The sequence below is a fragment of the Acidimicrobiales bacterium genome (genome assembly GCA_035547835.1).
Lineage (GTDB): Bacteria > Actinomycetota > Acidimicrobiia > Acidimicrobiales > Iamiaceae > DASZTW01.
The window spans coordinates 250,071-271,901 of the sequence record DASZTW010000001.1; the positions used below are offsets into that span (position 1 = coordinate 250,071).

35 protein-coding genes and 2 pseudogenes are annotated in these 21,831 nt (G+C 68.3%); 1 reads left to right on the forward strand and 36 read right to left on the reverse strand.

The features are described from left to right. Nucleotides 1–40 precede the first annotated feature (40 nt). Nucleotides 41–913, forward strand: coding sequence for an LLM class F420-dependent oxidoreductase (locus VHA73_01080; protein ID HVX16600.1), 873 nt, complete (start codon nt 41–43; stop codon nt 911–913). A gap of 154 nt (nt 914–1,067) precedes the next feature. Here the strand turns inward: VHA73_01080 and VHA73_01085 are convergent, their stop codons facing one another. From VHA73_01085 to tuf, 36 genes and pseudogenes are all read right to left on the reverse strand, one after another. Beyond that, the gene (locus VHA73_01085) at nt 1,068–1,985 is read right to left on the reverse strand and encodes a hypothetical protein (GenBank protein ID HVX16601.1); all 918 of its coding nucleotides are present in this window, start codon (nt 1,983–1,985) and stop codon (nt 1,068–1,070) included. A 177-nt stretch (nt 1,986–2,162) separates the two neighbouring features. After that, nucleotides 2,163–2,990, reverse strand: coding sequence for a tRNA pseudouridine(38-40) synthase TruA (gene truA, locus VHA73_01090; GenBank protein ID HVX16602.1), 828 nt, complete (start codon nt 2,988–2,990; stop codon nt 2,163–2,165). A gap of 64 nt (nt 2,991–3,054) precedes the next feature. Next, nucleotides 3,055–3,927 carry a DMT family transporter gene (locus VHA73_01095; GenBank protein HVX16603.1) on the reverse strand — a complete coding sequence of 291 codons (873 nt, stop codon included), beginning with the start codon at nt 3,925–3,927 and terminating at the stop codon, nt 3,055–3,057. Nucleotides 3,928–4,024: 97 nt separating this feature from the next. Beyond that, nucleotides 4,025–4,378 carry a 50S ribosomal protein L17 gene (rplQ, locus tag VHA73_01100; GenBank protein HVX16604.1) on the reverse strand — a complete coding sequence of 118 codons (354 nt, stop codon included), beginning with the start codon at nt 4,376–4,378 and terminating at the stop codon, nt 4,025–4,027. Between the two features lie 2 nt (nt 4,379–4,380). Next, nucleotides 4,381–5,325, reverse strand: coding sequence for a DNA-directed RNA polymerase subunit alpha (locus tag VHA73_01105; protein ID HVX16605.1), 945 nt, complete (start codon nt 5,323–5,325; stop codon nt 4,381–4,383). Between the two features lie 87 nt (nt 5,326–5,412). Beyond that, a complete protein-coding gene (gene rpsD / locus VHA73_01110) occupies nt 5,413–6,039 on the reverse strand; it encodes a 30S ribosomal protein S4 (GenBank protein HVX16606.1) in 627 nt (208 codons plus the stop codon). Nucleotides 6,040–6,051: 12 nt separating this feature from the next. Beyond that, nucleotides 6,052–6,450, reverse strand: a complete 399-nt coding sequence (gene rpsK, locus VHA73_01115; protein ID HVX16607.1) for a 30S ribosomal protein S11 — start codon at nt 6,448–6,450, stop codon at nt 6,052–6,054. Then, on the reverse strand, nt 6,450–6,830 hold the full coding sequence (gene rpsM, locus VHA73_01120; GenBank protein ID HVX16608.1) for a 30S ribosomal protein S13: 381 nt from the start codon (nt 6,828–6,830) through the stop codon (nt 6,450–6,452). Before rpsM ends, rpsK begins: the two co-directional genes overlap by 1 nt. Nucleotides 6,831–6,855: 25 nt before the next feature. Further along, the gene (gene rpmJ, locus VHA73_01125) at nt 6,856–6,969 is read right to left on the reverse strand and encodes a 50S ribosomal protein L36 (protein HVX16609.1); all 114 of its coding nucleotides are present in this window, start codon (nt 6,967–6,969) and stop codon (nt 6,856–6,858) included. Between the two features lie 23 nt (nt 6,970–6,992). Then, nucleotides 6,993–7,217: a translation initiation factor IF-1 gene (infA, locus tag VHA73_01130; protein ID HVX16610.1), complete on the reverse strand. Its 225-nt coding sequence runs from the start codon at nt 7,215–7,217 to the stop codon at nt 6,993–6,995. Nucleotides 7,218–7,444: 227 nt separating this feature from the next. Continuing rightward, nucleotides 7,445–8,197, reverse strand: a complete 753-nt coding sequence (gene map, locus VHA73_01135) for a type I methionyl aminopeptidase (protein HVX16611.1) — start codon at nt 8,195–8,197, stop codon at nt 7,445–7,447. Further along, on the reverse strand, nt 8,197–8,871 hold the full coding sequence (locus VHA73_01140) for an adenylate kinase (protein HVX16612.1): 675 nt from the start codon (nt 8,869–8,871) through the stop codon (nt 8,197–8,199). The genes map and VHA73_01140 overlap by 1 nt, the downstream gene beginning before the upstream one ends. Before the next feature lie 31 nt (nt 8,872–8,902). After that, nucleotides 8,903–10,252 carry a preprotein translocase subunit SecY gene (secY, locus tag VHA73_01145; protein HVX16613.1) on the reverse strand — a complete coding sequence of 450 codons (1,350 nt, stop codon included), beginning with the start codon at nt 10,250–10,252 and terminating at the stop codon, nt 8,903–8,905. 45 nt (nt 10,253–10,297) lie between these two features. Beyond that, complete coding sequence (gene rplO, locus VHA73_01150) at nt 10,298–10,786, reverse strand: 50S ribosomal protein L15 (protein HVX16614.1); 489 nt, start codon at nt 10,784–10,786, stop codon at nt 10,298–10,300. Continuing rightward, on the reverse strand, nt 10,783–10,971 hold the full coding sequence (rpmD, locus tag VHA73_01155; protein HVX16615.1) for a 50S ribosomal protein L30: 189 nt from the start codon (nt 10,969–10,971) through the stop codon (nt 10,783–10,785). Before rpmD ends, rplO begins: the two co-directional genes overlap by 4 nt. Continuing rightward, a complete protein-coding gene (gene rpsE, locus VHA73_01160; protein ID HVX16616.1) occupies nt 10,971–11,528 on the reverse strand; it encodes a 30S ribosomal protein S5 in 558 nt (185 codons plus the stop codon). Before rpsE ends, rpmD begins: the two co-directional genes overlap by 1 nt. Next, complete coding sequence (gene rplR / locus VHA73_01165; protein HVX16617.1) at nt 11,528–11,893, reverse strand: 50S ribosomal protein L18; 366 nt, start codon at nt 11,891–11,893, stop codon at nt 11,528–11,530. The genes rpsE and rplR overlap by 1 nt, the downstream gene beginning before the upstream one ends. Nucleotides 11,894–11,909: 16 nt before the next feature. Further along, a complete protein-coding gene (gene rplF / locus VHA73_01170; protein ID HVX16618.1) occupies nt 11,910–12,449 on the reverse strand; it encodes a 50S ribosomal protein L6 in 540 nt (179 codons plus the stop codon). Between the two features lie 6 nt (nt 12,450–12,455). Beyond that, entirely contained in the window at nt 12,456–12,860 is a 405-nt protein-coding gene (rpsH, locus tag VHA73_01175; GenBank protein HVX16619.1) for a 30S ribosomal protein S8, read from the reverse strand. Between the two features lie 17 nt (nt 12,861–12,877). After that, a complete protein-coding gene (locus VHA73_01180; GenBank protein ID HVX16620.1) occupies nt 12,878–13,060 on the reverse strand; it encodes a type Z 30S ribosomal protein S14 in 183 nt (60 codons plus the stop codon). Next, nucleotides 13,060–13,626 carry a 50S ribosomal protein L5 gene (gene rplE, locus VHA73_01185; protein ID HVX16621.1) on the reverse strand — a complete coding sequence of 189 codons (567 nt, stop codon included), beginning with the start codon at nt 13,624–13,626 and terminating at the stop codon, nt 13,060–13,062. The genes VHA73_01180 and rplE overlap by 1 nt, the downstream gene beginning before the upstream one ends. Continuing rightward, nucleotides 13,626–13,943: a 50S ribosomal protein L24 gene (gene rplX / locus VHA73_01190; protein ID HVX16622.1), complete on the reverse strand. Its 318-nt coding sequence runs from the start codon at nt 13,941–13,943 to the stop codon at nt 13,626–13,628. Before rplX ends, rplE begins: the two co-directional genes overlap by 1 nt. Next, nucleotides 13,943–14,311, reverse strand: a complete 369-nt coding sequence (rplN, locus tag VHA73_01195) for a 50S ribosomal protein L14 (GenBank protein ID HVX16623.1) — start codon at nt 14,309–14,311, stop codon at nt 13,943–13,945. Before rplN ends, rplX begins: the two co-directional genes overlap by 1 nt. 102 nt (nt 14,312–14,413) lie before the next feature. Further along, nucleotides 14,414–14,692 (reverse strand): 30S ribosomal protein S17, encoded by a 279-nt coding sequence (rpsQ, locus tag VHA73_01200; protein ID HVX16624.1) that lies wholly within the window; start codon nt 14,690–14,692, stop codon nt 14,414–14,416. Further along, nucleotides 14,692–14,922, reverse strand: coding sequence for a 50S ribosomal protein L29 (rpmC, locus tag VHA73_01205; GenBank protein HVX16625.1), 231 nt, complete (start codon nt 14,920–14,922; stop codon nt 14,692–14,694). Before rpmC ends, rpsQ begins: the two co-directional genes overlap by 1 nt. Next, a complete protein-coding gene (gene rplP, locus VHA73_01210) occupies nt 14,922–15,338 on the reverse strand; it encodes a 50S ribosomal protein L16 (protein ID HVX16626.1) in 417 nt (138 codons plus the stop codon). The genes rpmC and rplP overlap by 1 nt, the downstream gene beginning before the upstream one ends. A gap of 358 nt (nt 15,339–15,696) precedes the next feature. Then, nucleotides 15,697–16,326: pseudogene (gene rpsC, locus VHA73_01215) on the reverse strand (30S ribosomal protein S3). Nucleotides 16,327–16,736: 410 nt separating this feature from the next. Next, nucleotides 16,737–17,090 (reverse strand): annotated as a pseudogene (rplV, locus tag VHA73_01220) (50S ribosomal protein L22). Next, entirely contained in the window at nt 17,090–17,374 is a 285-nt protein-coding gene (rpsS, locus tag VHA73_01225; protein ID HVX16627.1) for a 30S ribosomal protein S19, read from the reverse strand. The pseudogene rplV and the gene rpsS overlap by 1 nt, the downstream one beginning before the upstream one ends. 5 nt (nt 17,375–17,379) lie before the next feature. Then, nucleotides 17,380–18,216: a 50S ribosomal protein L2 gene (gene rplB / locus VHA73_01230; GenBank protein ID HVX16628.1), complete on the reverse strand. Its 837-nt coding sequence runs from the start codon at nt 18,214–18,216 to the stop codon at nt 17,380–17,382. A gap of 4 nt (nt 18,217–18,220) precedes the next feature. Further along, the gene (gene rplW, locus VHA73_01235; GenBank protein HVX16629.1) at nt 18,221–18,511 is read right to left on the reverse strand and encodes a 50S ribosomal protein L23; all 291 of its coding nucleotides are present in this window, start codon (nt 18,509–18,511) and stop codon (nt 18,221–18,223) included. Next, entirely contained in the window at nt 18,508–19,257 is a 750-nt protein-coding gene (gene rplD, locus VHA73_01240; GenBank protein HVX16630.1) for a 50S ribosomal protein L4, read from the reverse strand. Before rplD ends, rplW begins: the two co-directional genes overlap by 4 nt. Continuing rightward, a complete protein-coding gene (rplC, locus tag VHA73_01245; GenBank protein ID HVX16631.1) occupies nt 19,254–19,901 on the reverse strand; it encodes a 50S ribosomal protein L3 in 648 nt (215 codons plus the stop codon). The genes rplD and rplC overlap by 4 nt, the downstream gene beginning before the upstream one ends. 339 nt (nt 19,902–20,240) lie before the next feature. Beyond that, entirely contained in the window at nt 20,241–21,242 is a 1,002-nt protein-coding gene (locus VHA73_01250) for a glycerophosphodiester phosphodiesterase family protein (GenBank protein HVX16632.1), read from the reverse strand. A gap of 117 nt (nt 21,243–21,359) precedes the next feature. Next, nucleotides 21,360–21,683: a 30S ribosomal protein S10 gene (gene rpsJ, locus VHA73_01255; GenBank protein HVX16633.1), complete on the reverse strand. Its 324-nt coding sequence runs from the start codon at nt 21,681–21,683 to the stop codon at nt 21,360–21,362. A 12-nt stretch (nt 21,684–21,695) separates the two neighbouring features. Next, a partial coding sequence (tuf, locus tag VHA73_01260; protein ID HVX16634.1) for an elongation factor Tu occupies nt 21,696–21,831 on the reverse strand: 136 nt, incomplete at its 5' end.

Genomic DNA, 21,831 nt, shown 5'->3' on the forward strand with positions numbered 1-21,831 from the left:
GGGCAACCCGCACCCACGATCCAGGAGGAGCACGGACACGATGACGAACGACCTGGCAGGACTCGGAGTGTGGGACGGGGGGCTGCGGTACGGCGACCCGGCCCAAGCCGCCGACGCCGCCGCCGAGCTCGAGGAGCTCGGCTACACCGCCATGTGGATCCCCGACGTGGGAGGCGACGTGTTCGCGTCGCTGCAGAACCTCCTCGCGGCCACCTCGACCGCCGTGGTCGCGACCGGGATCCTCAACATGTGGATGCACACCCCCGACGAGGTGGCCACGCGCCGCGCCGAGCTCGACGCCTCGGCACCCGGGCGCCTCTTGCTCGGCATCGGCGTCAGCCACGCGGCGCTCATCGACATGCAAGAGGCGGGTAAGTACCAACGCCCTTACAGCCACATGGTCGAGTACCTCGACGCCCTCGACGCCGCCGACCCGCCCGTTCCCGTCGACGGCCGCGTGCTCGCCGCGCTCGGCCCCAAGATGCTCGCGCTCGCCGCGGCGCGCGCCGCGGGCGTGCACCCGTACCTGGCGCCGCCCGACAACACCGCCCGCACGCGTGCGGCGGTCGGGCCCGACGCGCTCGTCTGCCCGGAGCAGCCAGTGGTGCTGGAGCGTGACCCCGAGGTCGCTCGCCAGATCGCCCGCGCGCATCTGGTGGGCTACCTGGCGCTCCCGAACTACCGCAACAACCTGCTGCGCAACGGGATCGACGAATCGGACCTCGTCGACGGTGGATCGGACGAACTCGTCGACACGCTGGTGGTCTGGGGCGACGAGGACACGATCGCCGCCCGCATCGCCGAGCATCGAGCAGCCGGCGCGAACCACGTGTGCATCCAGGTGCTCCGCGCCGATCGTTCTGAGCTCCCCCGCGCCGAGTGGCGCCGCCTCGCCGCCCTCGTCCCCCGCTGACCACGACAAGACCCCCCGCCGACCACGACAAGACCCCCGCCGACCACGACAAGACCCCCGCTGCTGTGAGCACTTGACCACCCAGGAGGTGGCCAGCTGCTCACAGCACGACGGGGGGTCGCGCACCCGGGGCGGAGCGGGGTGCGGTGCGGGGCTAACGGACGAGGAGGACCAAGCCGCCGAGCAGCAGCTCGAGCGCGCACACCCGCGCAACCAACGTCGGCGCGGCGGGACGGCCGTGACCTCGATCGCCCAGACGTGGAGCGACCCGCGCGGCCACCACACCGATGCCGAGCAGGAACGGCGCTTCGAAGCCCGACGTGGCGGCAACGGCCGCCACCGGCCCCCGAGCCAAGGCGCGCACCAGCAGCGCCTCGCCCGCCACGAGCATCAGCGCGCCGACGGCCACCCGGAACCACGTCCGGCGGTCGAGAACCGTGAAGACCTGCGTGGCGCGCGAGGACCCCGCGAACGTCACCACGCCGGCCACCCCCGCGCCGAGCACCACCAGCGGCAGCACTTCGGTGAGCGAGGCCCGGGTGAGGACGTGCCCGAGCAGGACCAGCTCCGCAGCCAGCAGCGCGCTCGACCCGATCATCAACACCGCGGTCCTCTGGTCGACGGTCCAGCCGCCGCGCAGTTCGCCGTGGAGGAACAGCGCGGCCCCGGCGAACACCACCACGAACCCGATCACCTGGTGCTGCGGAAGTTGCTGGCGCAGGATCACCCACGCGCCCGCCAGGACGAACACCGGCACGAGCTGGCTCATCGGCTGGACGACCGCGTCGTCGTCGAGGTCGAGCGCCCGGCGGTACGGCACCGCGTGGGCGAACAGCAGCGCGCCCGCCACCATGGCCATGAGCCCGTCGCCCATCCCGATGCGGGGAACGCCGAGGACCACCAACAAGCAGGTTCCGATCGCCAACAGACTCACGGACGACGCGGCCACGATCTCCTCGTCGACCGACCCGCGGCTGCGGCGGCGAGTCGCGCGTTCGAGCACCACCGCGCCGGCCAGCGCCGCCTGGCCCAGCAGAGCCGGCCACCACCACAGTTCGGTGGTCACCTCCATGGAGTCGACCTGCGCGTGCCCGCGACGCCGCGGCGACACCGACAGCCCACGAACCTCGCCCGCTGTTGCACCGCTCACCACCCGTCGCCCGCTTGGCCGCACTTGGCCGTGCCTCTCGGCGGCCCCTCACGCTACCGCCCGCCGCCGCGGCGGTCGGCCACGGTGGGCGGTCGCCGGTCAGGGTCGATCCGACGACCACCCCGCGTACCGGACCGCCCACAAGTACAGCCCGTCAGGTGGCGCCACCGCGCCGGCGGCGGACCGGTCACGGGCCTCGAGCACCGCTTTCATCACCCCGGCGCGGCGACGCCCGAGGCCGGTGTCGACCAGACTCCCGACGATCGAGCGGACCATCTGGTGGCAAAACGCGGTGGCTTCGATCTCGAATCGCAACAGGCCGTCACCCTCGTCGTGCCAGGCCACGGACAGGACCCGCCGACGCAACGACACGTCGCCACCGTCGGGGCCCGGCTTCGGCCGCCGGCAAAACGACGAGAAGTCGTGTTCACCGATCAGCGGATCGCCAGCCAGCTCCATGTCCCGCACGTCGAGCGGATCGGGGACGTGCCAGGCGCGGCCCGCCAGGAACGGGTCTGCCTCCGGCCGGTTGACGATCCGGTAGCGGTACAGCCGGCTGTCGGCCGAGAACCGCGCATCGAAGTCGGCCGGTACCACCGCGGCGTCCCGCACCACCACGGCCGGTCCGCACAACGCGTTGACGGACCGAGCCAGCGCGGCGAGGTCGAGGTGCGCCGCCGACGCGTCGAACGTCACGACTTGACCCCACGCGTGCACGCCCTTGTCGGTGCGCCCCGCACAAGTGAGCTCGACACGATGGCGCAAGATCTTCTCGAGCACGTCAGTCAGCAGCCCCGCGACCGTTCGGACGCCCGGGTTCCGCGCGAACCCGTGGAACCCGCCGCCGTCGTAGGCAACGACCAACCTCACCCGTGACAGTGGCGCGCGCGGCGTGGGCGACTCGGCGGCAACGTCGAACAGCGTCACGCCAACAGCATGGCCGAACGAGGCCGACCCGATCGCGGTCGAGGTCGCTGCGATGACCCAGCCGTCAGGTCGACCGGTCCACCGCGAGACGCGGCTCGCGTCCGAGCAGAATCAACCCGGCGCTCATCGCCGCCAGACCCACCAACGCGGGCGCGAACGACGCCCCGTGTGCCCAGGCTTGCTCGTCGAACAGCATCGAACCGAACAGGACCGCCAGCAAAGGGTCCATCACCCGCATGATCGGCAAGGTGATGGTGGGATAGCCGGCCTGGTACGCGGTCTGCTTGTAGAGCACGTCGATCACGCCCGCGCCGATCACCGCGTACACCTCCCACGATGTCACCACCGCCTTGAAACCCAGGTCGAAGCGGGTGCTCAGGCCGGCCATGAGCGCTGCGAGGATCGCTTCGGCCAGCCCACCGGCCACGGCGAAGAGCACCGCCCGGCGGCGTCCGGTGGAGCGCAGCGCCACCGCGCCCGCGCCGGCGAGCACGGCGGCGCCGCACACCGCGAGCGTCACCCAACCCACACCGCTGGCATTGCTCACCTGCTCGTGGCGCGAACCCGTGGTCGCCACGAACAAGCTGACACCGGCCGCGACCGCCGCGACCGCGAGCCACTCGCGGCGTTGGAGCGGATCGCGGAACCATACGGCCAGCAGGCCCAACGTCCACACCAGCGCCAAGGTGACCAGCGGGTAGACCAACACCAGCGAGCCCTGCCAGATGGCGACGGTCAACAAGATGAACCCCGCCGCGTCGCACAGCGCGCCCCACAGCCAGCGGCTGCGCCGGATCAGGCGCCAGATGAGCCCGGGGCGTAGCGCCTGGTCGGCGGGAATGGTGATGGCCTCGCGCAGCTGCAACGCGTCGGCTGTGCCCAGTGAGAGCGCGGACGCCACCGCCAATGCGATGGCAAACAGATGCCGAGCGTCCATCAGGACGGTGTGGTCCTATTGGCAACCGGCATCGCAGCGCAGGGTACTCCCGGCCCCTGCGGCCGCGGTCGGTTCGTCGCGCCCCGACGCGGCGGCGTCAGACCAGTTCGATGCGCGCCATGGGTGCGTTGTCACCCTGGCGCGGCCCCAACTTCAAGATGCGCGTGTAGCCGCCGTTGCGATCGGCATAGCGTGGGCCGATCTCCTCGATCAGCTTCTGGGCTGCCTCTTTGTCGCCGAGGTACGACACGATCTGGCGGTGGCGGTGCAGGCCGCCCTTTTTCGCCTTGGTGATCACCTTCTCGGCGACCGGGCGCAACGCCTTGGCCTTGGCTTCGGTCGTGACGATCCCCTCGGCGGCGACCAGGGAGCTGACCAAGTTCGCCATCATGAGCCGCTGGTGCGCGGCGTCGGCGCCGAAGCGGCGACCCTTCTTCGGGGTGGCGGGCATGGTCACTCCCTCCCGGTGCCGCGCAGCGACAGGCCGCGCGCGTCGAGCTTCTCGATGACCTCGTCGAGCGACTTCTGGCCGAAGTTGGTGAGCGCCAGAAGGTCTTCGGGGGTCTTGGTGAGGAGCTCGCCGATCGTGTTGACCTGACCGCGCTTGAGGCAGTTCCGGGGGCGCTCCGACAAGTCGAGCTCCTCGATCGGCAGCTCCAGGTCGGGCGAGCCGGCGGCCACGGTGGAGGTCTCGCCGAGCTCGAGGCCCTGGGGCTCGTCGCTCATCGTGGCGATCAAGTCCATGAGCTTGGTGAGCGTGTCGCCAGCCGACGCGAGGGCGTCACGAGGCGTGATCGAACCGTCGGTCTCGATGTCGAGGATGAGGCGGTCGTACTCGGTCGACTGCTCCACGCGGGTGGGCTCGACCTGGTAGGCCACCCGACGGACCGGCGCGTAGATCGAATCGATCGGGATGACACCGATGGTGGCCGTGCTCTTGTTGATCTCGGCGGTCACGTAGCCCCGGCCCCGCTGCACGGTGAGGTCGGCGGCCAGGCGGCCCTTGCTGTTGACCTCGGCGATGTGAGCGTCGCCGTTGACGACCTCCACATCGGCGGGCCACTCGATGTCGTTCGCCGTCACCGTGGCAGGACCACGCACGTCGACGCGTGCGGTCAGCGGCTCGTCACCCGTGTACCGCAAGACGATGTCCTTGAGGTTCAAGATGATGTCGGTGACGTCTTCTTTGACCCCGGTGATCGTCGTGAACTCGTGGAGCGCCTCGTCGAAGCGGATCTCGGTGATGGCCGCGCCGGGGATCGACGACAGCAGCGTGCGGCGCAACGAGTTGCCGAGCGTGTAACCGAAGCCGGGCTCCAGCGGACCGATTGCGAACCGCTGGCGGTTGCCTTCTTCCTCGCCGATCAGTTCGACCGTCGGGCGTTGGATGACCAGCATGGATGGCTACCTCAGGAACTTTCGAGCAACAGGAGTAGGGATCGGGCCCCGCCGCGAGCGGGCGGCAGGGACGGGTGTCAGGACGGGCTACCGGCTGTAGTGCTCGACGATGAGCTGTTCGCGCACCGCGACGTCGATGGCGTCGCGGGCCGGCAAGGTGGTGACCGTGGCCTTCATGCCACCGTCACCGAGCTCGATCCACCCCGGCGTCTGGCGGTCGAGCGTGTCGAGGTTGTGGCGCACCACGATCATGGCGCGGGCCTTGTCGTTGAGCTCCACGACGTCGCCCTGGCGCACGCGGTAGCTCGGAATGTTGACCCGCCGGCCGTTCACTTTGACGTGACCGTGGCGGACGAACTGGCGGGCCTGGGCCCGGCTCGAACCCCAACCGGCGCGGAACGTCACGTTGTCGAGTCGCAGCTCGAGCATCTGCAGGAGGTTCTCACCGGTGACGCCGGGCCGCCGGTTGGCTTCCTCGTACAAGTTGCGGAACTGCTTTTCGACCAGGCCGTAGATGCGACGTGCCTTTTGCTTCTCACGGAGCTGGAGGAGGTACTCGGAGCCCTGGCGCTGGCGGGCACGACCATGTTCACCCGGCGGGTATGGCCGCCGCTCGATGGCGCACTTCATCGTCTCGCACTTGGCGCCCTTCAAGAAGAGCTTCATGCGCTCCCGTCGACAGAGACGGCAGACCGGACCGGTGTATCGAGCCATGTCGTCGCCTCCTCAGACCCGACGCCGCTTCGGCTGACGGCAGCCGTTGTGGGGAACCGGGGTGACGTCCTTGATGCCGGTGATCTCGATACCGGTCGTCTGGATCGATCGGATGGCGGTCTCGCGGCCGGAGCCGGGGCCCTTCACCACGACGTCGACCTTGCGCACCCCGTGCTCCATGGCGCGGCGGGCGGCCGTCTCCGCAGCCATCTGCGCGGCATACGGGGTGGACTTGCGCGAGCCCTTGAAGCCCACGTTGCCCGACGAGGCCCACGACAGCACATTGCCGTCCTGGTCGGTGAAGCTGACGATGGTGTTGTTGAACGAGCTCTTGATGTGAGCGACGCCGTAGTTGACGTTCTTCCGTTCACGCTTGCGGGGACGCCGGCCCCCGGGCTTTGGCTTTGCCATTACTTGCGGGTCACCTTCTTCTTGCCGGCCACAGTGCGCTTCGGGCCCTTACGAGTGCGTGCGTTGGTGTGAGTGCGCTGTCCGTGGACCGGGAGGCCTTTGCGGTGCCGCAGGCCCTGGTAGCAGCCGATCTCCATCTTGCGCTTGATGTCCTGCTGGATGTCGCGCTTGAGGTCACCTTCGACCTTGATGTTCTGGTCGATCCAGTTGCGGATGCGGTTGACCTCTTCGTCGGTGAGGTCGCGCGTGCGGGTGCCCGGGTCGATCCCGGTGGCTTCGCACACCTGCTGCGCGGTGGTGCGCCCGATGCCGAAGATGTAGGTGAGGGCGATCTCCAACCGCTTCTCGCGGGGGAGGTCGACGCCGGCGATACGGGCCATGGTTACCTCAGCTCCTGGGTGTTCATCAGCCCTGCCGCTGCTTGTGGCGAGGGTTGTCGCAGATGACCATCACGCGGCCGTGGCGACGGATGACCTTGCACTTGTCACAGATTTTCTTGACGCTCGGACGAACCTTCATGTCAGGCCTTCAGCGTTGGAGGATCATTTGTAGCGATACGTGATGCGGCCGCGGGACAGGTCGTAGGGCGTGAGCTCGACCTGCACCCGGTCGCCGGGGAGGATCCTGATGTAGTGCATCCGCATCTTCCCGGAGATGTGCGCGAGCACCTTGTGCCCGTTCTCGAGCTCGACCCGAAACATGGCGTTCGGCAGCGGCTCGATGACCGTCCCTTCGAGGACGATTGCGTCTTCTTTGGGCTTGGGCAGCGTGCTACTCCTGGACGAACGAACAAAAGGTGCGCTCGCGGGCGGACCGCGACGGTCCATCCCTGCGAGGGCCGACGGATCATGCTATCGCGACGCCCCCACCCTTCCAAGTCCGCCCAACCAGCCGTTCCGCGCGCACACGGCCCTGAGCGTTCTGCGCGCAGAAACCCACCGTCACGGTCGGAATCCAGGCGCGAAAGGGGGTTGGGCGCGGGGTGCTCGGCGGTCTACGGGAGGGTGAGGATCTCGGGGCCGTCGCCGGTGACGGCGACGGTGTGTTCGACGTGGACCGCGCGGCCACCGTCGAGCGTGACGACGGTCCAGCCGTCGTCGAGCACCTGGCTGTCGGGGGACCCCGCAGTGAGCATCGGCTCGATCGCGTAGACGTTGCCGACCCGGATCCGGGGGCCGCTCCCCGGCTCCCCCCAGTTCGGCACCGACGGCGATTCATGCATCGCACGACCGATCGCATGGCCGGTGTACTCGGCCACCAGCCCATAGCCGGCCCCCTCGATGACCCGCTCCACCGCGTTGCCGAGATCCCCCAGGCGGTGACCGTCGACCAGCTCAGCAACGCCGGCAGCCAGCGCCGCCTCCGCGGTGTCGATCATGCGTCGGTCCTCCGCACGCAGCTCACCCACCCCCGCGGTGTATGCGGCGTCGCCATGCCAACCGTCGACGATCGCGCCGCAATCGACCGACACGAGATCGCCTTCCTCGAGGCGCCGCTCGCCGGGGATCCCGTGCACGATGACGTCGTTCACCGATGTGCAGATCACCGCGGGAAAGCCGTGGTAGCCGAGGAAGTTCGACTGCGCGCCACGTCGCTCCAGCACTTCGCGCGCCACTTGGTCGAGATCGGCGGTGGTGACACCGGGCCGCAGCGCCGCCCGCGTCCGCTCGTGCATCTCGGCCACGACACGGCCGGCCACCCGCATCTTGGCGACCTCGTCGCGGCGACGGCGGGCAGCGCCGCCCATCAGGCCGGCGACCGGCCCATGCGGTCTTCGATGGCGGCCACGACCCGTTCGGTGACCTCGGCCGCGTCGCCCAGCCCGTCGATCTCGGCCAGCAGGCCTGCGTCGCGGTACCAGTCGACCAGCGGCGCCGTCTCCTTCTCGTACAGCGCCAAGCGACGGGAGATCGCTTCTTCGGTGTCGTCGTCGCGCTGCACGACATCGCCGCCGCAGTCGTCGCACACCCAGCCGTTCTTGGGCGGCTCGGACGTGGAGTAGTTGGCGCCGCAGTCGGTGCACACCCGCCGACTGGCGAGCCGGTCCAACACGACGTCGGTCGGCACCTCGAGGTTGACGACCAGGTCGAGCCCGCCGCGCCCCTCGACGATCCGGCGCAGCTCGCCGGCCTGCGCCACGGTGCGGGGGAACCCGTCGAGGATGAAGCCCCGTTGCGTGGTGTTCGACGTGTTGAGGAAGCCGTCGATGATCTGCACCACGAGGTCGTCGGGCAACAGGTCACCGGCGTCCATGTACTCCTTGGCCTTCAAACCGAGGGGGCTGCCCTCCTTGACGGCGGCTCGGAGCATGTCGCCGGTCGAGACGTGCGGCACCACGTAGTGGCGCGACAAGCGCACGCACTGAGTGCCCTTGCCGGCGCCCTGACGGCCGAGCATGACGAGCTTCACGCCGCGCGTCATCCAACCCGCCTTCGAGAAGTTGCCGCCGGGTTCACGACTTCAAGAAGCCCTCGTAGTTGCGCATCATGAGGTGTGAGTCGATCTGCTTGACCGTCTCGAGTGCAACTTCGACCATGATCAACACCGAGATCCCGAAGAAGCCCATCGCCGCGCCCGACCCACCGGACAACGTTCGCCCGAGGAAGTAGGCGGGCACCAGCGCGATCACCGCGGTGAACAACGCACCCGGCAACGTGATGCGGTTGAGGATCTTCGACAGGTGCCGCTCGGTTTGCGGGCCCGGCCGGATCCCGGGGATGAACCCACCCTGCTTGCGGATGTTGTCGGCCTGCTGATGCGGGTCGAACTGGATCGCGTTGTAGAAGTAACAGAAGCCCACGATCAGCACGGCGTAGATCGCGATGTACAACAGGCTGGTGGGCGACACCAGGTACTTGTTCACGAAGCGTTGGACCTCGTATCCCCAGCCCTTCTGCCCTGCCTTCACCGGCACGGCTTGGCTGATCATCACCGGCAGGTACAACACCGCGCTGGCGAAGATGATGGCGATCACGCCGGACGAGTCGACGCGCAGCGGGATGTACGTGCTCTGGCCGCCGTACATTCGCCGGCCGACCACGCGCTTCGCGAAGTTGACGGGTATTCGTCGCTGGCCGTTCTGCACGAACACGATCGCGACCATCATCGCGGTGAACAGCACCGCCACGAGGAACATCGTGGTGAGGCCCTTTTCGGCCTTGACCGTGCCGAAGTCGGACGGGATCCGGCTGGCGACCGCGCAAAAGATGATGAGCGACATGCCGTTGCCCACGCCGCGCTGGGTGACGAGCTCGCCCATCCACATCAGCAACATCGCCCCGGCCGTGAGGCTGAGCACGCACAACAAGATGCGCGGCGCGGTGAAGTTGCCGGGTCCGAACAAGTCATGACCCGTCTGGTTCCCCGGCCCGAAGAATGCGCTACCGCCGCTGTGGAACAGGAAGGTGAGACCGACACCCTGCAGGACCGAGATGCCCAGCGTGACATAGCGGGTCCACTGCGTGATCTTGCGCTGGCCGATCGCGCCCTGCTGTTGCCACTCCTCGAGCTTGGGGATCACCACCGTGAGCACCTGCAAGATGATCGACGCGGTGATGTACGGCATGATCCCGAGCGCGAACACCGCGAACCCGGTGATGGCGCTGCCAGAGAAGAGCTGCACGAACTGCAGCGCGCCGCCGCCGTGCTCGGTTTCCTTCTGGATCTGCTGGATGACGTTGATGTCGATGCCCGGTACCGGCAAGTGGCTGCCGAACCGGTACAGCAGCAAGATGAACAGGGTGAACAGGATCTTGCCCCGCAGATCGGGGACCTTGAACATGTTCTTCAGACTCGACAGCACGGTCTGCTCCTGAGCAGATGACCGGAACCGGGCGGGACCAACGGATCAGCGGTTGGTGAGGTGGTTCCCCTTGGCCGGCGGGCGGCCACCACCGAACGGCAAGGGCAGCGTCTCGACGCTACCGCCGGCCGCCGTGATCGCCGCTTCAGCCGACTTGGAGAAGGCGTGGGCCTTCACGTGCACCGCGCGGGTGATCTCGCCGCGGCCGAGCACCTTGACGAGGGCGCCTTTGTGGACCAGGCCCTTGGCGTGGAGGTCGCCAGGGGTCACATCCGTGAGACCCGTCGCGTCGAGCACGTCGAGGTTCACCCCTTGGTACTCGACCCGGAACGGGTTCTTGAAGCCCTTGAGCTTCGGCACGCGGCGGTGCAGCGGCATCTGACCACCCTCGAAGCCGAGCGCGACCGAGCCGCGGGCGCGCTGACCCTTGGTGCCACGGCCGGCGGTCTTACCGCCCTTGCCGCCGATGCCGCGACCGACGCGCTTGCGGCGGGTGTTGGAGCCGGGAGCTGGCTTCAGGTCGTGGATCTTCATGACTGCGATGCCTCTTCGACGGTGACCAGGTGCGGGACCTTGGCCAGCATGCCGCGGATCTCGGGGCGGTCGGGAAGGACGTTGGTCTTGCCGATACGACCCAGGCCGAGCGCACGGAGGGTGCCGCGCTGCTTCGGCTTGGTGCCGATGGCAGACCGGGTCTGGGTGACCTTGAGTTCGGCCATCACTTGACCTCTTCGAACTCGACCGGACCGCGCTCGGACTCCTTGTACGCCTCGAGCAGCCCCTTGGGGACGAACTCCTCTGGCGACAAACCGCGCAGGCGCGCGACCACATCGGGACGCTTCAGGCTCTGCAACCCGGCGATCGTGGCCCGCGCGACGTTGATGTGGTTGGACGAGCCGAGCGACTTGCACAGCACGTCGGAGATGCCGGCCTCTTCGAGGATCGCCCGGGCAGCGCCACCGGCGATCACGCCGGTACCAGGAGCAGCGGGCTTGAGCAGCACGCGGCCCGCACCGGTCTGACCGATGACCGGGTGCGTGATGGTGCCGCTCGCGAGCGGGACCGCGAACAAGTTCTTCTTGGCCTCTTCGGTGCCCTTTTGGATGGCCAGCGGGACTTCCTTGGCCTTGCCGTAACCGAGGCCGACGTGGCCGGCGCCATCGCCGATCACCACCAGCGCGGTGAACGAGAACCGGCGGCCACCTTTGACCACCTTGGCGACCCGGTTGATGTTGATGACCCGGGAGTCGCGCAACTGCACGTCGTTGAAAGGCATCAGAACTCCAGTCCGGCTTCGCGGGCGGCGTCAGCCAGCGCCGCGACCCGGCCGTGGTAGAGGAACCCGCCCCGGTCGAACACGACCGAGGTGACCCCGGCGGCCTTGGCACGCTCGGCGAGCAGCTGGCCCACCTTGGTGGCGCTGGCGACATTGCCGGTGTGCCCGCCGGAGCGGAAGCTCGCCTCGTGGGTCGACGCGGCCGCGAGCGTGGCGCCCTGCGTGTCGTCGATGACTTGCGCCACGAGGTGGTTGTCGGAACGGAACACCGCGAGGCGTGGGCGCTGGGCGGTGCCCACCACCTGCTTGCGGACTCGATTGTGGCGACGCACTCGTGCGTCGCGGCGCTGCTTCGAAGTGCTCACGTGAAGCTCCTGTCGATCACTTCGCGGCCTTGCCGGCCTTGCGGATGATCCGCTCGCCGGCGTACCGGATGCCCTTGCCCTTGTACGGCTCGGGCTTGCGGAGGGCTCGGATGTTGGCGGCCACCTGGCCGACGACCTCCTTGTCGATCCCCTTGACCGACAGGCGGTTCGGCGCCGGGACCTCGAACGTGATGCCGTCGGGCGCCTCGAAGACGACCGGGTGGCTGTAGCCCAGAGCCAAGTCCAGCTTGGTGGGGCCCTGTGCCGTGGCGCGGTAACCGACGCCGACGATCTCGAGCTCCTTGGTGTAGCCCTCGGTGACGCCGACGACCATGTTGTTCACCAGCGAGCGGACGAGCCCGTGGAGCGCGCGGTTCTCGCGCTCGTCGTCGGGACGTTCGACCAACAGCGTGTCGGCGTCCTGGCGCACCGTGATGGCGCCCGGGATCGGGCGCTCGAGCGTGCCCTTCGGGCCCTTCACGGTGATCCGCTGGTCGGCGACGGTGACGTCGACGCCGCTCGGGACGGGGATGGGGGCTTTACCGATTCGCGACATCGCAGATCACCACACGAAGCACAGGATCTCGCCGCCGACGCGACGCTTGCGGGCGTCGCGGTCGGTCATGAGCCCCTGGCTGGTCGAGACGATGGCCACGCCGAGGCCCCCGACGACGCGGGGCACCTTCTGGGCGGCCGAGTACACACGCAGGCCCGGCTTCGACACGCGCCGGAGACCGGAGATCGTGCGCTCACGGTCCGACGAGTACTTCATCGTCACCGTCAACGTGCGACCGGGTCCCTTCGGGTCGTCGGTCACCTCGAAGCCGGCGATGTAGCCCTCCTTCAACAAGATGGCGGCGAGCGCCTCCTTGAGTTTGGAGGACGGCATGCGGACGTCGTCGTGCATCGCCTGGTTGGCGTTGCGGATCCGAGTCAGCATGTCGGCGATGGGGTCGGTCATGGTCATTGCGTCGAACCTCCCCGTCAGCTTCCCTTGGTCACGCCGGGGACCTCACCGGCGTGGACGAGCTCGCGAAGACAGACGCGGCACAACATGAACTTGCGGAACACGGCGCGCGGCCGACCGCAGCGACGGCACCGCGTGTAGCCGCGGACCTTGAACTTGGGGGTGCGCTGTTGCTTTTGGATGAGCGCCTTCTTGGCCATTACTGCCCCTCGCGCTTGAACGGGAAGCCGAACGCGGCCAGCAGGGCGCGGCCTTCGGCGTTGGTGCGTGCCGTGGTGACGATGGTGATGTCCATCCCTCGGATCGTGTCGACCTTGTCGTAATCGATCTCCGGGAAGATGAGTTGCTCGGTGACACCGAACGTGTAGTTGCCCCGGCCGTCGAAGCTGTCGGCGGGCAGGCCGCGGAAGTCACGCACCCGCGGGATCGCCAACGTGATCAGCCGGTCGAGGAACTCCCACATCCGGTCGCCTCGCAAGGTGACCTTGGCGCCGATCGCGTTGCCTTCGCGGAGCTTGAAACCAGCGATCGACTTCTTGGCCCGGGTGACCACGGGCTTTTGGCCGCTGATCACCGTGAGATCGGCGACCGCGCCGTCGAGCAGCGACTGCTGCTGCAGCGCCGCCCCGACGCCCATGTTGATCACGACCTTCTCGAACCGGGGCACTTCCATAATGTTGCCCAGGCCCAGCTCTTCTCTGAGCTTGGTGCGGATCTCATCTTGGTAGCGCTGCTTGAAGCGCGGCAGCGTCGCGGTGTCAGCCATCAGAGCTCAGCTCCTGTGCGGCGACAGACGCGCACCTTGGTGCCGTCGTCGTTGATCTTGTAGCCGACCCGGGTTGGCCGACCGTCTTTGGGGCTGATCAGCGCCAAGTTGGAGACGTGGATCGGCATGTCCTTGTCGATGATGCCGCCCGGCTCGTTCATGTTCCGGGCCTTTTGGTGACGGCGGGCGACGTTGATGCCGTCGACGATCACCCGATTGCGCTCGGGGATCACCCGCGACACGACGCCTTCTTTGCCCTTGTCCTTACCCGTGAGGACCTGGACGCGGTCACCCTTGCGGATCTTGAGACCGGACATCACAACACCTCCGGCGCGAGCGAGACGATGCGCATGAACCGCTTGTCGCGCAGCTCCCGGCCGACGGGACCGAAGATGCGGGTGCCTCGCGGCTGTTGCTGCTCGTTGATGAGCACCGCCGCGTTCTCGTCGAACCGGATGTACGAGCCGTCGGGGCGACGCTTCTCCTTCTTGGTGCGCACGACGACGCACCGGACGACCTCGCCCCGCTTGACCGCGGCGCCGGGAATGGCGTCCTTCACGGTGGCCACGAAGACGTCACCGATCGAGGCGTAGCGCCGCTTGGAGCCCCCCAGCACCTTGATGCACAAGACTTCCTTGGCACCCGAGTTGTCTGCGACCTTCAGTCGCGTCTCTTGCTGGATCATCGGATCAACCCCAACGATGCTTGTTGCACGAGCCGCGCACGGCTCGTGGCGGCACCCGAGTTGTCTGCGACCTTCAGTCGCGTCTCTTGCTGGATCATGGGGTCACTTCGCCCTTTCCAGCACTTCGAGCAGGCGCCAGCGCTTCAGCTTCGACAGCGGACGGGTCTCGGCCACGCGAACCCGGTCGCCGACGTTGAGTTGGTTCTCCTCGTCGTGCACGTAGAGCGTCGCGGTGCGGGCCATCGTCTTGCCGTACTGGCGGTGCGGCTTGCGAGTGACGACCTCGACCACAGCGGTCTTGTCCATGGCGTTGGACCGGACGAGCCCTTCACGCACCTTGCGTGCGTTGCGCTCGACGCCGGCCGCGTTCTCGGTGGCCATCAGGCGTTCTCCCTCTCGTCGACCAATGCTTCGTGCGCCGCGATCTCGCGAGCACGCAGCTCGGTCTTGACCCGCGCCACGTGGCGGCGGGCGTCGCCCATGCGGGCCGTGTTGTCGAGTTGGCCGGTGGCGAGCTGGAACCGCAGGTTGAACAGCTCCTTCTTCGCCTCGTCGAGCGCGTCGAGCAGCTCGCCGTCGGGCAGCTCGCGGATGTCGGTCTTGCGGGCCATCACACGCCCTCCGTCCGGGTGACGAACTTGGCCTTGATGGGCAGCTTCTGGATCGCACGCTCGAGCGCGGCCCGGGCGATCTCGGGGTCGTGGTACGACAGCTCGAACAGCACGCGACCCGGACGAACCGGCGCCACCCACCGCTCGGGGTTGCCCTTGCCGGAGCCCATGCGGGTCTCGGCCGGCTTGGCGGTGACCGGCTTGTCGGGGAAGACCGTGATCCAGACCTTGCCGCCACGCTTGATGTGACGGGTCATGGCGATACGGGCGGCCTCGATCTGACGGGCCGTCAGCCAGCCCGGTTCAAGCGCGACGATCCCGTAGTCGCCGAACACGACTTCGCTCCCGCCTTTGGTGACGCCCTTGAGGCGCCCGCGGTGGTGCTTCCGGTGCGCAGTCTTGCGTGGCATCAACATGAGATGACCTCCAAAGCGCCCAGACGAGCGACCGACGAGGCGAGTTCCGCTGGCAAGCGCGACATCAATCACCATCCCCGGGACGGAAGTGGGGGGTCTCGTGGTGCTCGCGGGTGGAGCGCTCGATCTCCTCCTCCTCGGCGAGAAGGCGCTCGAGCTCGGGGTCGGCCTCCTTGAGCAACGGCGTGGCCTCGGACTCGGCTTCGCCGACTGCGGCGGCGTCGACGGCCTCGGCAGCGGCGGGCCGGCGACGAGCAGCCGACGACGACACGACCTGCTTCGGGCGTTCGGCTCCCGACGTCTCGCCCACGGCCATGGCCGCTTCGCGGGCGATCTTGTCCTCGGCGGTGCTCTTGTACGGAAGGATCTCGCCCTTGTAGATCCACACCTTCACGCCGATGCGACCGGCGGTGGTGCGTGCCTCGCGGAACCCGTAGTCGATGTCGGCTCGCAAGGTGTGCAGCGGCACGCGGCCTTCGCGGTACCACTCCGTGCGGCTCATCTCGGCGCCGCCGAGGCGGCCCGAGCACTGCACGCGGATGCCGAGCGCGCCGGCCTTCTGGGCGTTTTGCACGGCGCGCTTCATGGCGCGGCGGAACGCGATGCGGTTGACGAGTTGGTCGGCCACGCCCTGGGCGATCAACGCCGCGTCGAGCTCGGGCTGCTTGATCTCCTGGATGTTGAGCTGCACCCGGTTGTTGCCGGTGATCTTGGCGAGCTCGGCACGCAGGCGGTCGGCTTCCGACCCGCGCCGACCGATGACGATGCCCGGTCGAGCGGTGTGGACGTCGACCCGCACACGGTCGCGGGTGCGCTCGACCTCGATGCGGCTGATCGCGGCATGCGGCAGGTCGCCCATGATCCGCGATCGGATGGTCGAGTCTTCGATGATGTAGCGGGCGTACTCGTCACGATCAGCGAACCACCGAGACTTCCAGTCGGTGGTGACGCCGAGGCGGAACCCGTACGGGTTGACCTTCTGGCCCATCAGTCTTCGGCCCCTTCTTGCGGCTCATCCGCCTGCTCGTCAGCGCCGGCCTCGTCGGCGCCGGAGGCCTCGGCGGATGGGGCCTCTTCTTCTACTTCAGCGGTGGCTTCTTCGGCGGTGGCTTCTTCGGTCGCCGCGCCGGAGGTCTCGTCGGTCACGGCCTCCTCCGCGGTGGCGACGTCGGCCGCCTCCTCGACGACCTCGGCGTCGGCATCGGCCTCGTCCGTGTCCGCTTCGTGATCGTGGTCGTGGTCGTGGTCGTGCGTCTCGCCACGACGACGACGGCTGCCGGCGACACGACGACGGCGTGCCTCGGCCGCGCTGGCGGCGCTGCGGCGGCTGGTGCCACCCCGGGCCGTCCGCGCGGTCTCGCGGTCGGCGCGGATCCGCAGGTCGTCGTCCGACATGCGGCTGACGATCACCGTGATGTGGCAGGTGCGCTTGCGGATGCGGGTGGCCCGCCCGCGCGCACGCGGCCGCCACCGCTTCATGGTGGGACCTTCATCGGCGTAGCAGGCCGACACGTACAGGGTCTCGGGGTCCTGGTCGTCGTTGTTCTGGGCGTTGGCGACGGCCGAGTTGAGCACTTTGCGGATGATCGGGGCGACGCCGCGCTCGGTGAGCGAGAGGATCGCGTCGGCCTCGTTCACGTGCTTGCCGCGGATGAGGTTCAGGACCTCGCGCGCCTTGTAGGCCGACACCCGCACGTGGTGCACCGAGGCGCGCGTGCCGGGACGCTCGTTGGTCTTCACACCGAAGGCCATCAGCGCCGCCCCCTGACCTGCTTCTCTTGGCCCGCGTGGTACTTGAACGTGCGGGTCGGGGCGAACTCGCCCAGCTTGTGGCCGACCATCGACTCGGTCACGTACACCGGCACGTGTTTGCGGCCGTCGTGGACGGCAACGGTGTGACCGACCATGTCGGGGATGATCGTGGACCGGCGCGACCAGGTCTTGATGACCCGCTTCTCGCCCTTGCTGTTGAGATCGTCGACCTTCTTCAGCAGGTGGTCGTCGACGAACGGGCCCTTCTTCAATGAACGTGGCATGAGACCTACCTCCGCTGGCCGCGGCCGCGGCGCCGGCGGACGATGAGTTGCTGAGACGGCTTCTTCTTGTTGCGGGTGCGACCCTCGGGCTTGCCCCAGGGCGACACAGGTGGCCGGCCACCGGAGGTCTTGCCCTCACCACCGCCGAGCGGGTGGTCGACGGGGTTCATGGCCACACCGCGAGTCTGGGGGCGCACGCCCTTCCAGCGGTTGCGGCCGGCCTTGCCGATCTTCACGAGCTCGTGCTCGGAGTTGCCGACCTCGCCGACCGTGGCCCGGCAGTCGATCGGGACGCGGCGCATCTCGGAGCTCGGGAGGCGCAGCGTCGCGTACACGCCTTCCTTGGCGACGAGCTGGATCGCCGTACCGGCGGACCGACCCATCTTGCCGCCGCCGCCCGGGCGGAGCTCCACGTTGTGAACGACCGTACCCACGGGGATGTAGCGCATCGGCAGCGCGTTGCCGGGTCGGATGTCGGCACCCTGGCCGCTCTGCACCCGATCGCCGACCTTCAGCCCGCGGGGGGCGAGGATGTACGACTTGGCGCCGTCGACGTAGTGCAGCAGCGCGATCCGGCACGTGCGGTTCGGGTCGTACTCGATCGAGGCGACCTTGGCCGGCACGCCGTCCTTGTTGCGACGGAAGTCGACCCGGCGGTACTGCTGCTTGTGGCCGCCGCCGCGGTGGCGCGACGTCTTGCGGCCCTGGCTGTTGCGGCCACCGGTGCCGTGCTTGGGCTCGAGCAGTGACTTCTCGGGCTTGGTGGTGGTGATCTCCGAGAAGTCGGAGACGGTCTGGAAACGGCGACCGGGGCTGGTGGGCTTGCGCTTGCGGATGGCCATCGGACTATCCCTCGAACAGGTCGATCTTGTGGCCCTCGGCGAGCGTGACCAGCGCTCGCTTGGTGTCAGGACGCTTGCCGAGCTTGCCGGTCCGCCGGTTGCGACGGGCCTTGCCCTTGCGGTTGAGCGTGTTCACCTTGGCGACCTTCACGCCGAAGATGTGCTCGACCGCGTCGTGGATCTCGGGCTTGCTGGCGCTCGGGTGGACCAAGAACGTGTACACGTTGGCGTCGAGCAGCCCGTAGGACTTCTCGCTCACCACCGGGCGGAGGATGACATCGTGCGGGTTCCTCACTCGGCACCCCCTTCCTCGGTGTCGGCATCGTCAGGGGTGTCGGCGTCGGCCGCGTCGCCGTCAACCTTCGACTCGGCCGCCTTCGGCGTCGGGGTGACCTCGACCGTGGTCTTGGTCGGCCCGGCGTGCTCGGCAGGCGCCGAGCTCGGCAGCGTGGCCTTGGTGAACACCACGTAGTCCGACACCAGCACGTCGTACGCATTGAGCTCACCCGGCTCGACCAGGTGCACGCCCGGCAGGTTGCGAAAGCTCTTGGCTGCGGTGACCTCGTCGCGGCGCAGCACCACCAACGCCCGCCCGGTCACGCCGAGCTGCTCGAGCGCGATGCGGGCCTGCTTGGTCCTGGGCTCGTCCCAACCCCACTCGTCGACCACGATGACCTTGTTGTCGGCTGCCCGGTCGGACAAGGCGCACCGCAGGGCGGCGCGGATCATCTTCTTGGGGGTGCGCTGGGCGTAATCGCGGGGTTTGGGACCGAGCGCCACGCCGCCGCCCCGCCACTGCGGTGCCCGGATCGAGCCTTGCCGGGCGCGACCGGTGCCCTTTTGCTTCCAGGGCTTGGCACCACCACCGCGCACTTCGGCGCGGGTCTTGGTGCTCTGGGTGCCGCGGCGCTTGGCAGCCAGCTGAGCGGTGACCACCTGGTGCATGAGCGGCACGTTGACCTGCACGCCGAACACGCCATCGTCGAGCTCCACCGAGCCCGACTTCTTGCCGGAGACGGACACGACGTCGACCGAGCTCATCGGCTGCCACCCTTCGCTGCGTCGCGGATCAACACGAGGCCACCTTTGGGCCCCGGGACCGCACCTTTCACCAGGAGGAGATCCCGCTCGCCGTCGGCCTCGACGACCGTGAGGTTCATCGTGGTGACCTTCTCGCCGCCCATGCGACCGGCCATCCGCTGGCCCTTGAACACACGGGCTGGCGTGGCGCAGGCACCGATGGCGCCGGGCGCACGGTGGATGCGGTGCGCACCGTGACTGGCCTTTTGACCAGAGAAGCCGTGGCGCTTCATGCCGCCGGCAAAGCCCTTGCCTCGGCTGACGCCGATGACGTCGACCAGGTCGCCCGCCTCGAGCACGGAGTCGATCTTGATCTCCTGGCCGACCGTGTACTCCGACACGTCGTCGAGACGAAGTTCGACGACACGGGCGCCGGGGTCGACGTCGGCCTTGGCGAAGTGGCCGAGCTGCGGCTTGTTCAGCTTGCTGGCCTTGCGATGGCCGTACGTGACCTGCAGGGCGCTGTAACCGTCGGTCTCCGGCGTCTTGATCTGGACGACACGGCAGGGCGCGACCTGGACGACCGTGACCGGGATGACCCGGTTCTGGTCGTCCCAGACCTGTGTCATGCCGACTTTCTCGCCGACAAATGCCTTGGTTGCCATGGGGCTGCTGCCTCTTCTTCTCGCGGAGGAACGGACTCGCCGTTCACGCGGACGCTCCGCTCGGGCAGGCCCGGCGGAGCGTCATCTCGGTTGTGCTGCGGGGTACCTGAACCCAGGCCGTCGCAGACGTCAGTTGCGGAGCTTCACGTCCGGGCCGGCGCAGCGGGCCCACACGCACGAGGAGGAAACACTAGCGGTGCAGGTCGGGGGCGTCCAAGTCGAGGTTCGCGCCTCGTGACCCCGAGCACCGACCGCGCCGTCACGATCGGGAAGCAACGCAGCGAACGGCGCCACCCACGCCCGGCAGGAACCCCGTTGCGTGCCAGCTCGCAGGCTCCGTCAGCTCTTGCCGTTCCACAAGGTGCCGGTCGCGCGCAGGACGTGGAGCAAGTCGCCAGGCTTGGCACCCAAGATGCCGTCAGGGTGGAGGGCGACGAGCTCGCGGTACAGCGCTGCGCCAGGCGTGCCACCCTCGTCCCACACCCACACCGCAAGGCCCTCTTGGTGGGCCCGTTGCACGAACGCCGGTGTGAGCACGGTGACCTGCTGTCCCGACAGCTCGTACTTGTACGGGATCTGGATCACTTTGAAACCGGCCGGCAGCGGCTTGCCCAAGAAGAAGGCCGTCGTGGCCTTCTGGCCCGGCGACGTCGCCACCGTCGGCGCCAACTTCTGGAACTCGGCGATCTGGTCGTCGTCGAACGAGGCGACGATCGTGCGCTTCTCGCGATGGAACTCGTGGATCAGCGCGGCGACGGTGGTCGCGGTCTGCGACTGCGGCTTCAGCTCGATGTCGATCACGCTGTCGGGGAAGCGTTCGAACACCTGGCGCAGCGTGGGGACACCGAAGTCGGCACGACGCTTGGCGCCCGCCGGCAACGGTCTGGTCCCGGTCCGCACGCCTCGGTACGGGTACGCGCTCGCCGGTTTGCCGGAACAGTTCCCGCAGCCGGGCACGAACCAGTAGGCCGCGTCGAGCTGCCCCAACTGCTCGGCGGTCAGGTTGGCCACTGGGCCGTGACCGCTGGTCCGCGCGTCGAGGGTGTCGTTGTGCGTCAGCACCGGTTGGCCGTCCTTGCTCTCCTGCAAGTCGACGTCGAGCACCTGCATGCCGAGATCGTGTGCCTGCTGGAGCGCGTAGAGCGTGTCGGAGGGAAACTCGTCCTCACCACCGTTGTGGGTGATCGCCACGATGTGGACGCTGGCCCAATCGTGCGGAGCGCTCGGCGACACGGACGTCGAGCTCGACGATGCGCGCGTGGAGCCGCCGCTGCCGCAGCCGGCGACCACCATCAACGCAACCGCCACCGCCAAGACCGCGACCGATCGCACACCGCGCATCACACCCTCCTGACTCGGCCGAGCATCGACCGTAACGCGCGGCTCTGGCGCCGGGCTCGACGCGACGAAGGCGCCCCGCAGGGCGCCCTCGTGACGAGGCCGAACGGCTCTGGGAGCTCAGGCCGACTGGATCTTGATCTCGATGTCGACGCCCGCCGGCACCTCGAGGCGCTGGAGGGAGTCCACCGTCTTGGGCGACGGGTCGAGGATGTCGAGCAGACGCTTGTGCACCCGCATCTCGAAGTGCTCGCGTGAGTCCTTGTCCTTGTGCGGGGAACGGATCACCGTGTAGCGGTGGTGCTCCGTCGGCAGCGGCACCGGGCCTCGGACGGTGGCCTGCGTGCGCAGCACCGTCTCCACGATCTTCTTCGTCGACTGGTCGATGATCTCGTGGTCGTAGGCCTTGAGCCGGATCCGGATCTTCTGCTTCGCGTCTGCCATGGTCCTGCCTGACTAGTTGATGATCTTGGTGACGCGGCCGGCGCCGACCGTGCGGCCACCCTCGCGGATCGCGAAACGAAGCCCCTCGTCCATCGCGATCGGGTGGATCAACTCCACGGTCATCTCCGTGTTGTCACCCGGCATGCAC

Excerpts from the sequence above, each read along its gene's own strand:
- VHA73_01080 (HVX16600.1), top strand. The coding sequence starts at position 41 with ATGACGAACGACCTGGCAGGACTCGGAGTGTGGGACGGGGGGCTGCGG.
- VHA73_01085 (HVX16601.1), bottom strand. The coding sequence starts at position 1,985 with ATGGAGGTGACCACCGAACTGTGGTGGTGGCCGGCTCTGCTGGGCCAG.
- VHA73_01095 (HVX16603.1), bottom strand. The coding sequence starts at position 3,927 with ATGGACGCTCGGCATCTGTTTGCCATCGCATTGGCGGTGGCGTCCGCG.
- rplQ (HVX16604.1), bottom strand. The coding sequence starts at position 4,378 with ATGCCCGCCACCCCGAAGAAGGGTCGCCGCTTCGGCGCCGACGCCGCG.
- VHA73_01105 (HVX16605.1), bottom strand. The coding sequence starts at position 5,325 with ATGCTGGTCATCCAACGCCCGACGGTCGAACTGATCGGCGAGGAAGAA.
- rpsD (HVX16606.1), bottom strand. The coding sequence starts at position 6,039 with ATGGCTCGATACACCGGTCCGGTCTGCCGTCTCTGTCGACGGGAGCGC.
- rpsK (HVX16607.1), bottom strand. The coding sequence starts at position 6,450 with ATGGCAAAGCCAAAGCCCGGGGGCCGGCGTCCCCGCAAGCGTGAACGG.
- rpsM (HVX16608.1), bottom strand. The coding sequence starts at position 6,830 with ATGGCCCGTATCGCCGGCGTCGACCTCCCCCGCGAGAAGCGGTTGGAG.
- rpmJ (HVX16609.1), bottom strand. The coding sequence starts at position 6,969 with ATGAAGGTTCGTCCGAGCGTCAAGAAAATCTGTGACAAGTGCAAGGTC.
- map (HVX16611.1), bottom strand. The coding sequence starts at position 8,197 with ATGGGCGGCGCTGCCCGCCGTCGCCGCGACGAGGTCGCCAAGATGCGG.
- VHA73_01140 (HVX16612.1), bottom strand. The coding sequence starts at position 8,871 with ATGACGCGCGGCGTGAAGCTCGTCATGCTCGGCCGTCAGGGCGCCGGC.
- rplO (HVX16614.1), bottom strand. The coding sequence starts at position 10,786 with ATGAAGATCCACGACCTGAAGCCAGCTCCCGGCTCCAACACCCGCCGC.
- rpmD (HVX16615.1), bottom strand. The coding sequence starts at position 10,971 with ATGGCCGAACTCAAGGTCACCCAGACCCGGTCTGCCATCGGCACCAAG.
- rpsE (HVX16616.1), bottom strand. The coding sequence starts at position 11,528 with ATGCCTTTCAACGACGTGCAGTTGCGCGACTCCCGGGTCATCAACATC.
- rplF (HVX16618.1), bottom strand. The coding sequence starts at position 12,449 with ATGTCGCGAATCGGTAAAGCCCCCATCCCCGTCCCGAGCGGCGTCGAC.
- rpsH (HVX16619.1), bottom strand. The coding sequence starts at position 12,860 with ATGACCATGACCGACCCCATCGCCGACATGCTGACTCGGATCCGCAAC.
- VHA73_01180 (HVX16620.1), bottom strand. The coding sequence starts at position 13,060 with ATGGCCAAGAAGGCGCTCATCCAAAAGCAACAGCGCACCCCCAAGTTC.
- rplE (HVX16621.1), bottom strand. The coding sequence starts at position 13,626 with ATGGCTGACACCGCGACGCTGCCGCGCTTCAAGCAGCGCTACCAAGAT.
- rplX (HVX16622.1), bottom strand. The coding sequence starts at position 13,943 with ATGTCCGGTCTCAAGATCCGCAAGGGTGACCGCGTCCAGGTCCTCACG.
- rplN (HVX16623.1), bottom strand. The coding sequence starts at position 14,311 with ATGATCCAGCAAGAGACGCGACTGAAGGTCGCAGACAACTCGGGTGCC.
- rpsQ (HVX16624.1), bottom strand. The coding sequence starts at position 14,692 with ATGGCCACCGAGAACGCGGCCGGCGTCGAGCGCAACGCACGCAAGGTG.
- rpmC (HVX16625.1), bottom strand. The coding sequence starts at position 14,922 with ATGGCCCGCAAGACCGACATCCGCGAGCTGCCCGACGGCGAGCTGCTC.
- rplP (HVX16626.1), bottom strand. The coding sequence starts at position 15,338 with ATGTTGATGCCACGCAAGACTGCGCACCGGAAGCACCACCGCGGGCGC.
- rpsS (HVX16627.1), bottom strand. The coding sequence starts at position 17,374 with ATGCCACGTTCATTGAAGAAGGGCCCGTTCGTCGACGACCACCTGCTG.
- rplB (HVX16628.1), bottom strand. The coding sequence starts at position 18,216 with ATGGCCATCCGCAAGCGCAAGCCCACCAGCCCCGGTCGCCGTTTCCAG.
- rplD (HVX16630.1), bottom strand. The coding sequence starts at position 19,257 with ATGAGCTCGGTCGACGTCGTGTCCGTCTCCGGCAAGAAGTCGGGCTCG.
- rplC (HVX16631.1), bottom strand. The coding sequence starts at position 19,901 with ATGGCAACCAAGGCATTTGTCGGCGAGAAAGTCGGCATGACACAGGTC.
- VHA73_01250 (HVX16632.1), bottom strand. The coding sequence starts at position 21,242 with ATGCGCGGTGTGCGATCGGTCGCGGTCTTGGCGGTGGCGGTTGCGTTG.
- rpsJ (HVX16633.1), bottom strand. The coding sequence starts at position 21,683 with ATGGCAGACGCGAAGCAGAAGATCCGGATCCGGCTCAAGGCCTACGAC.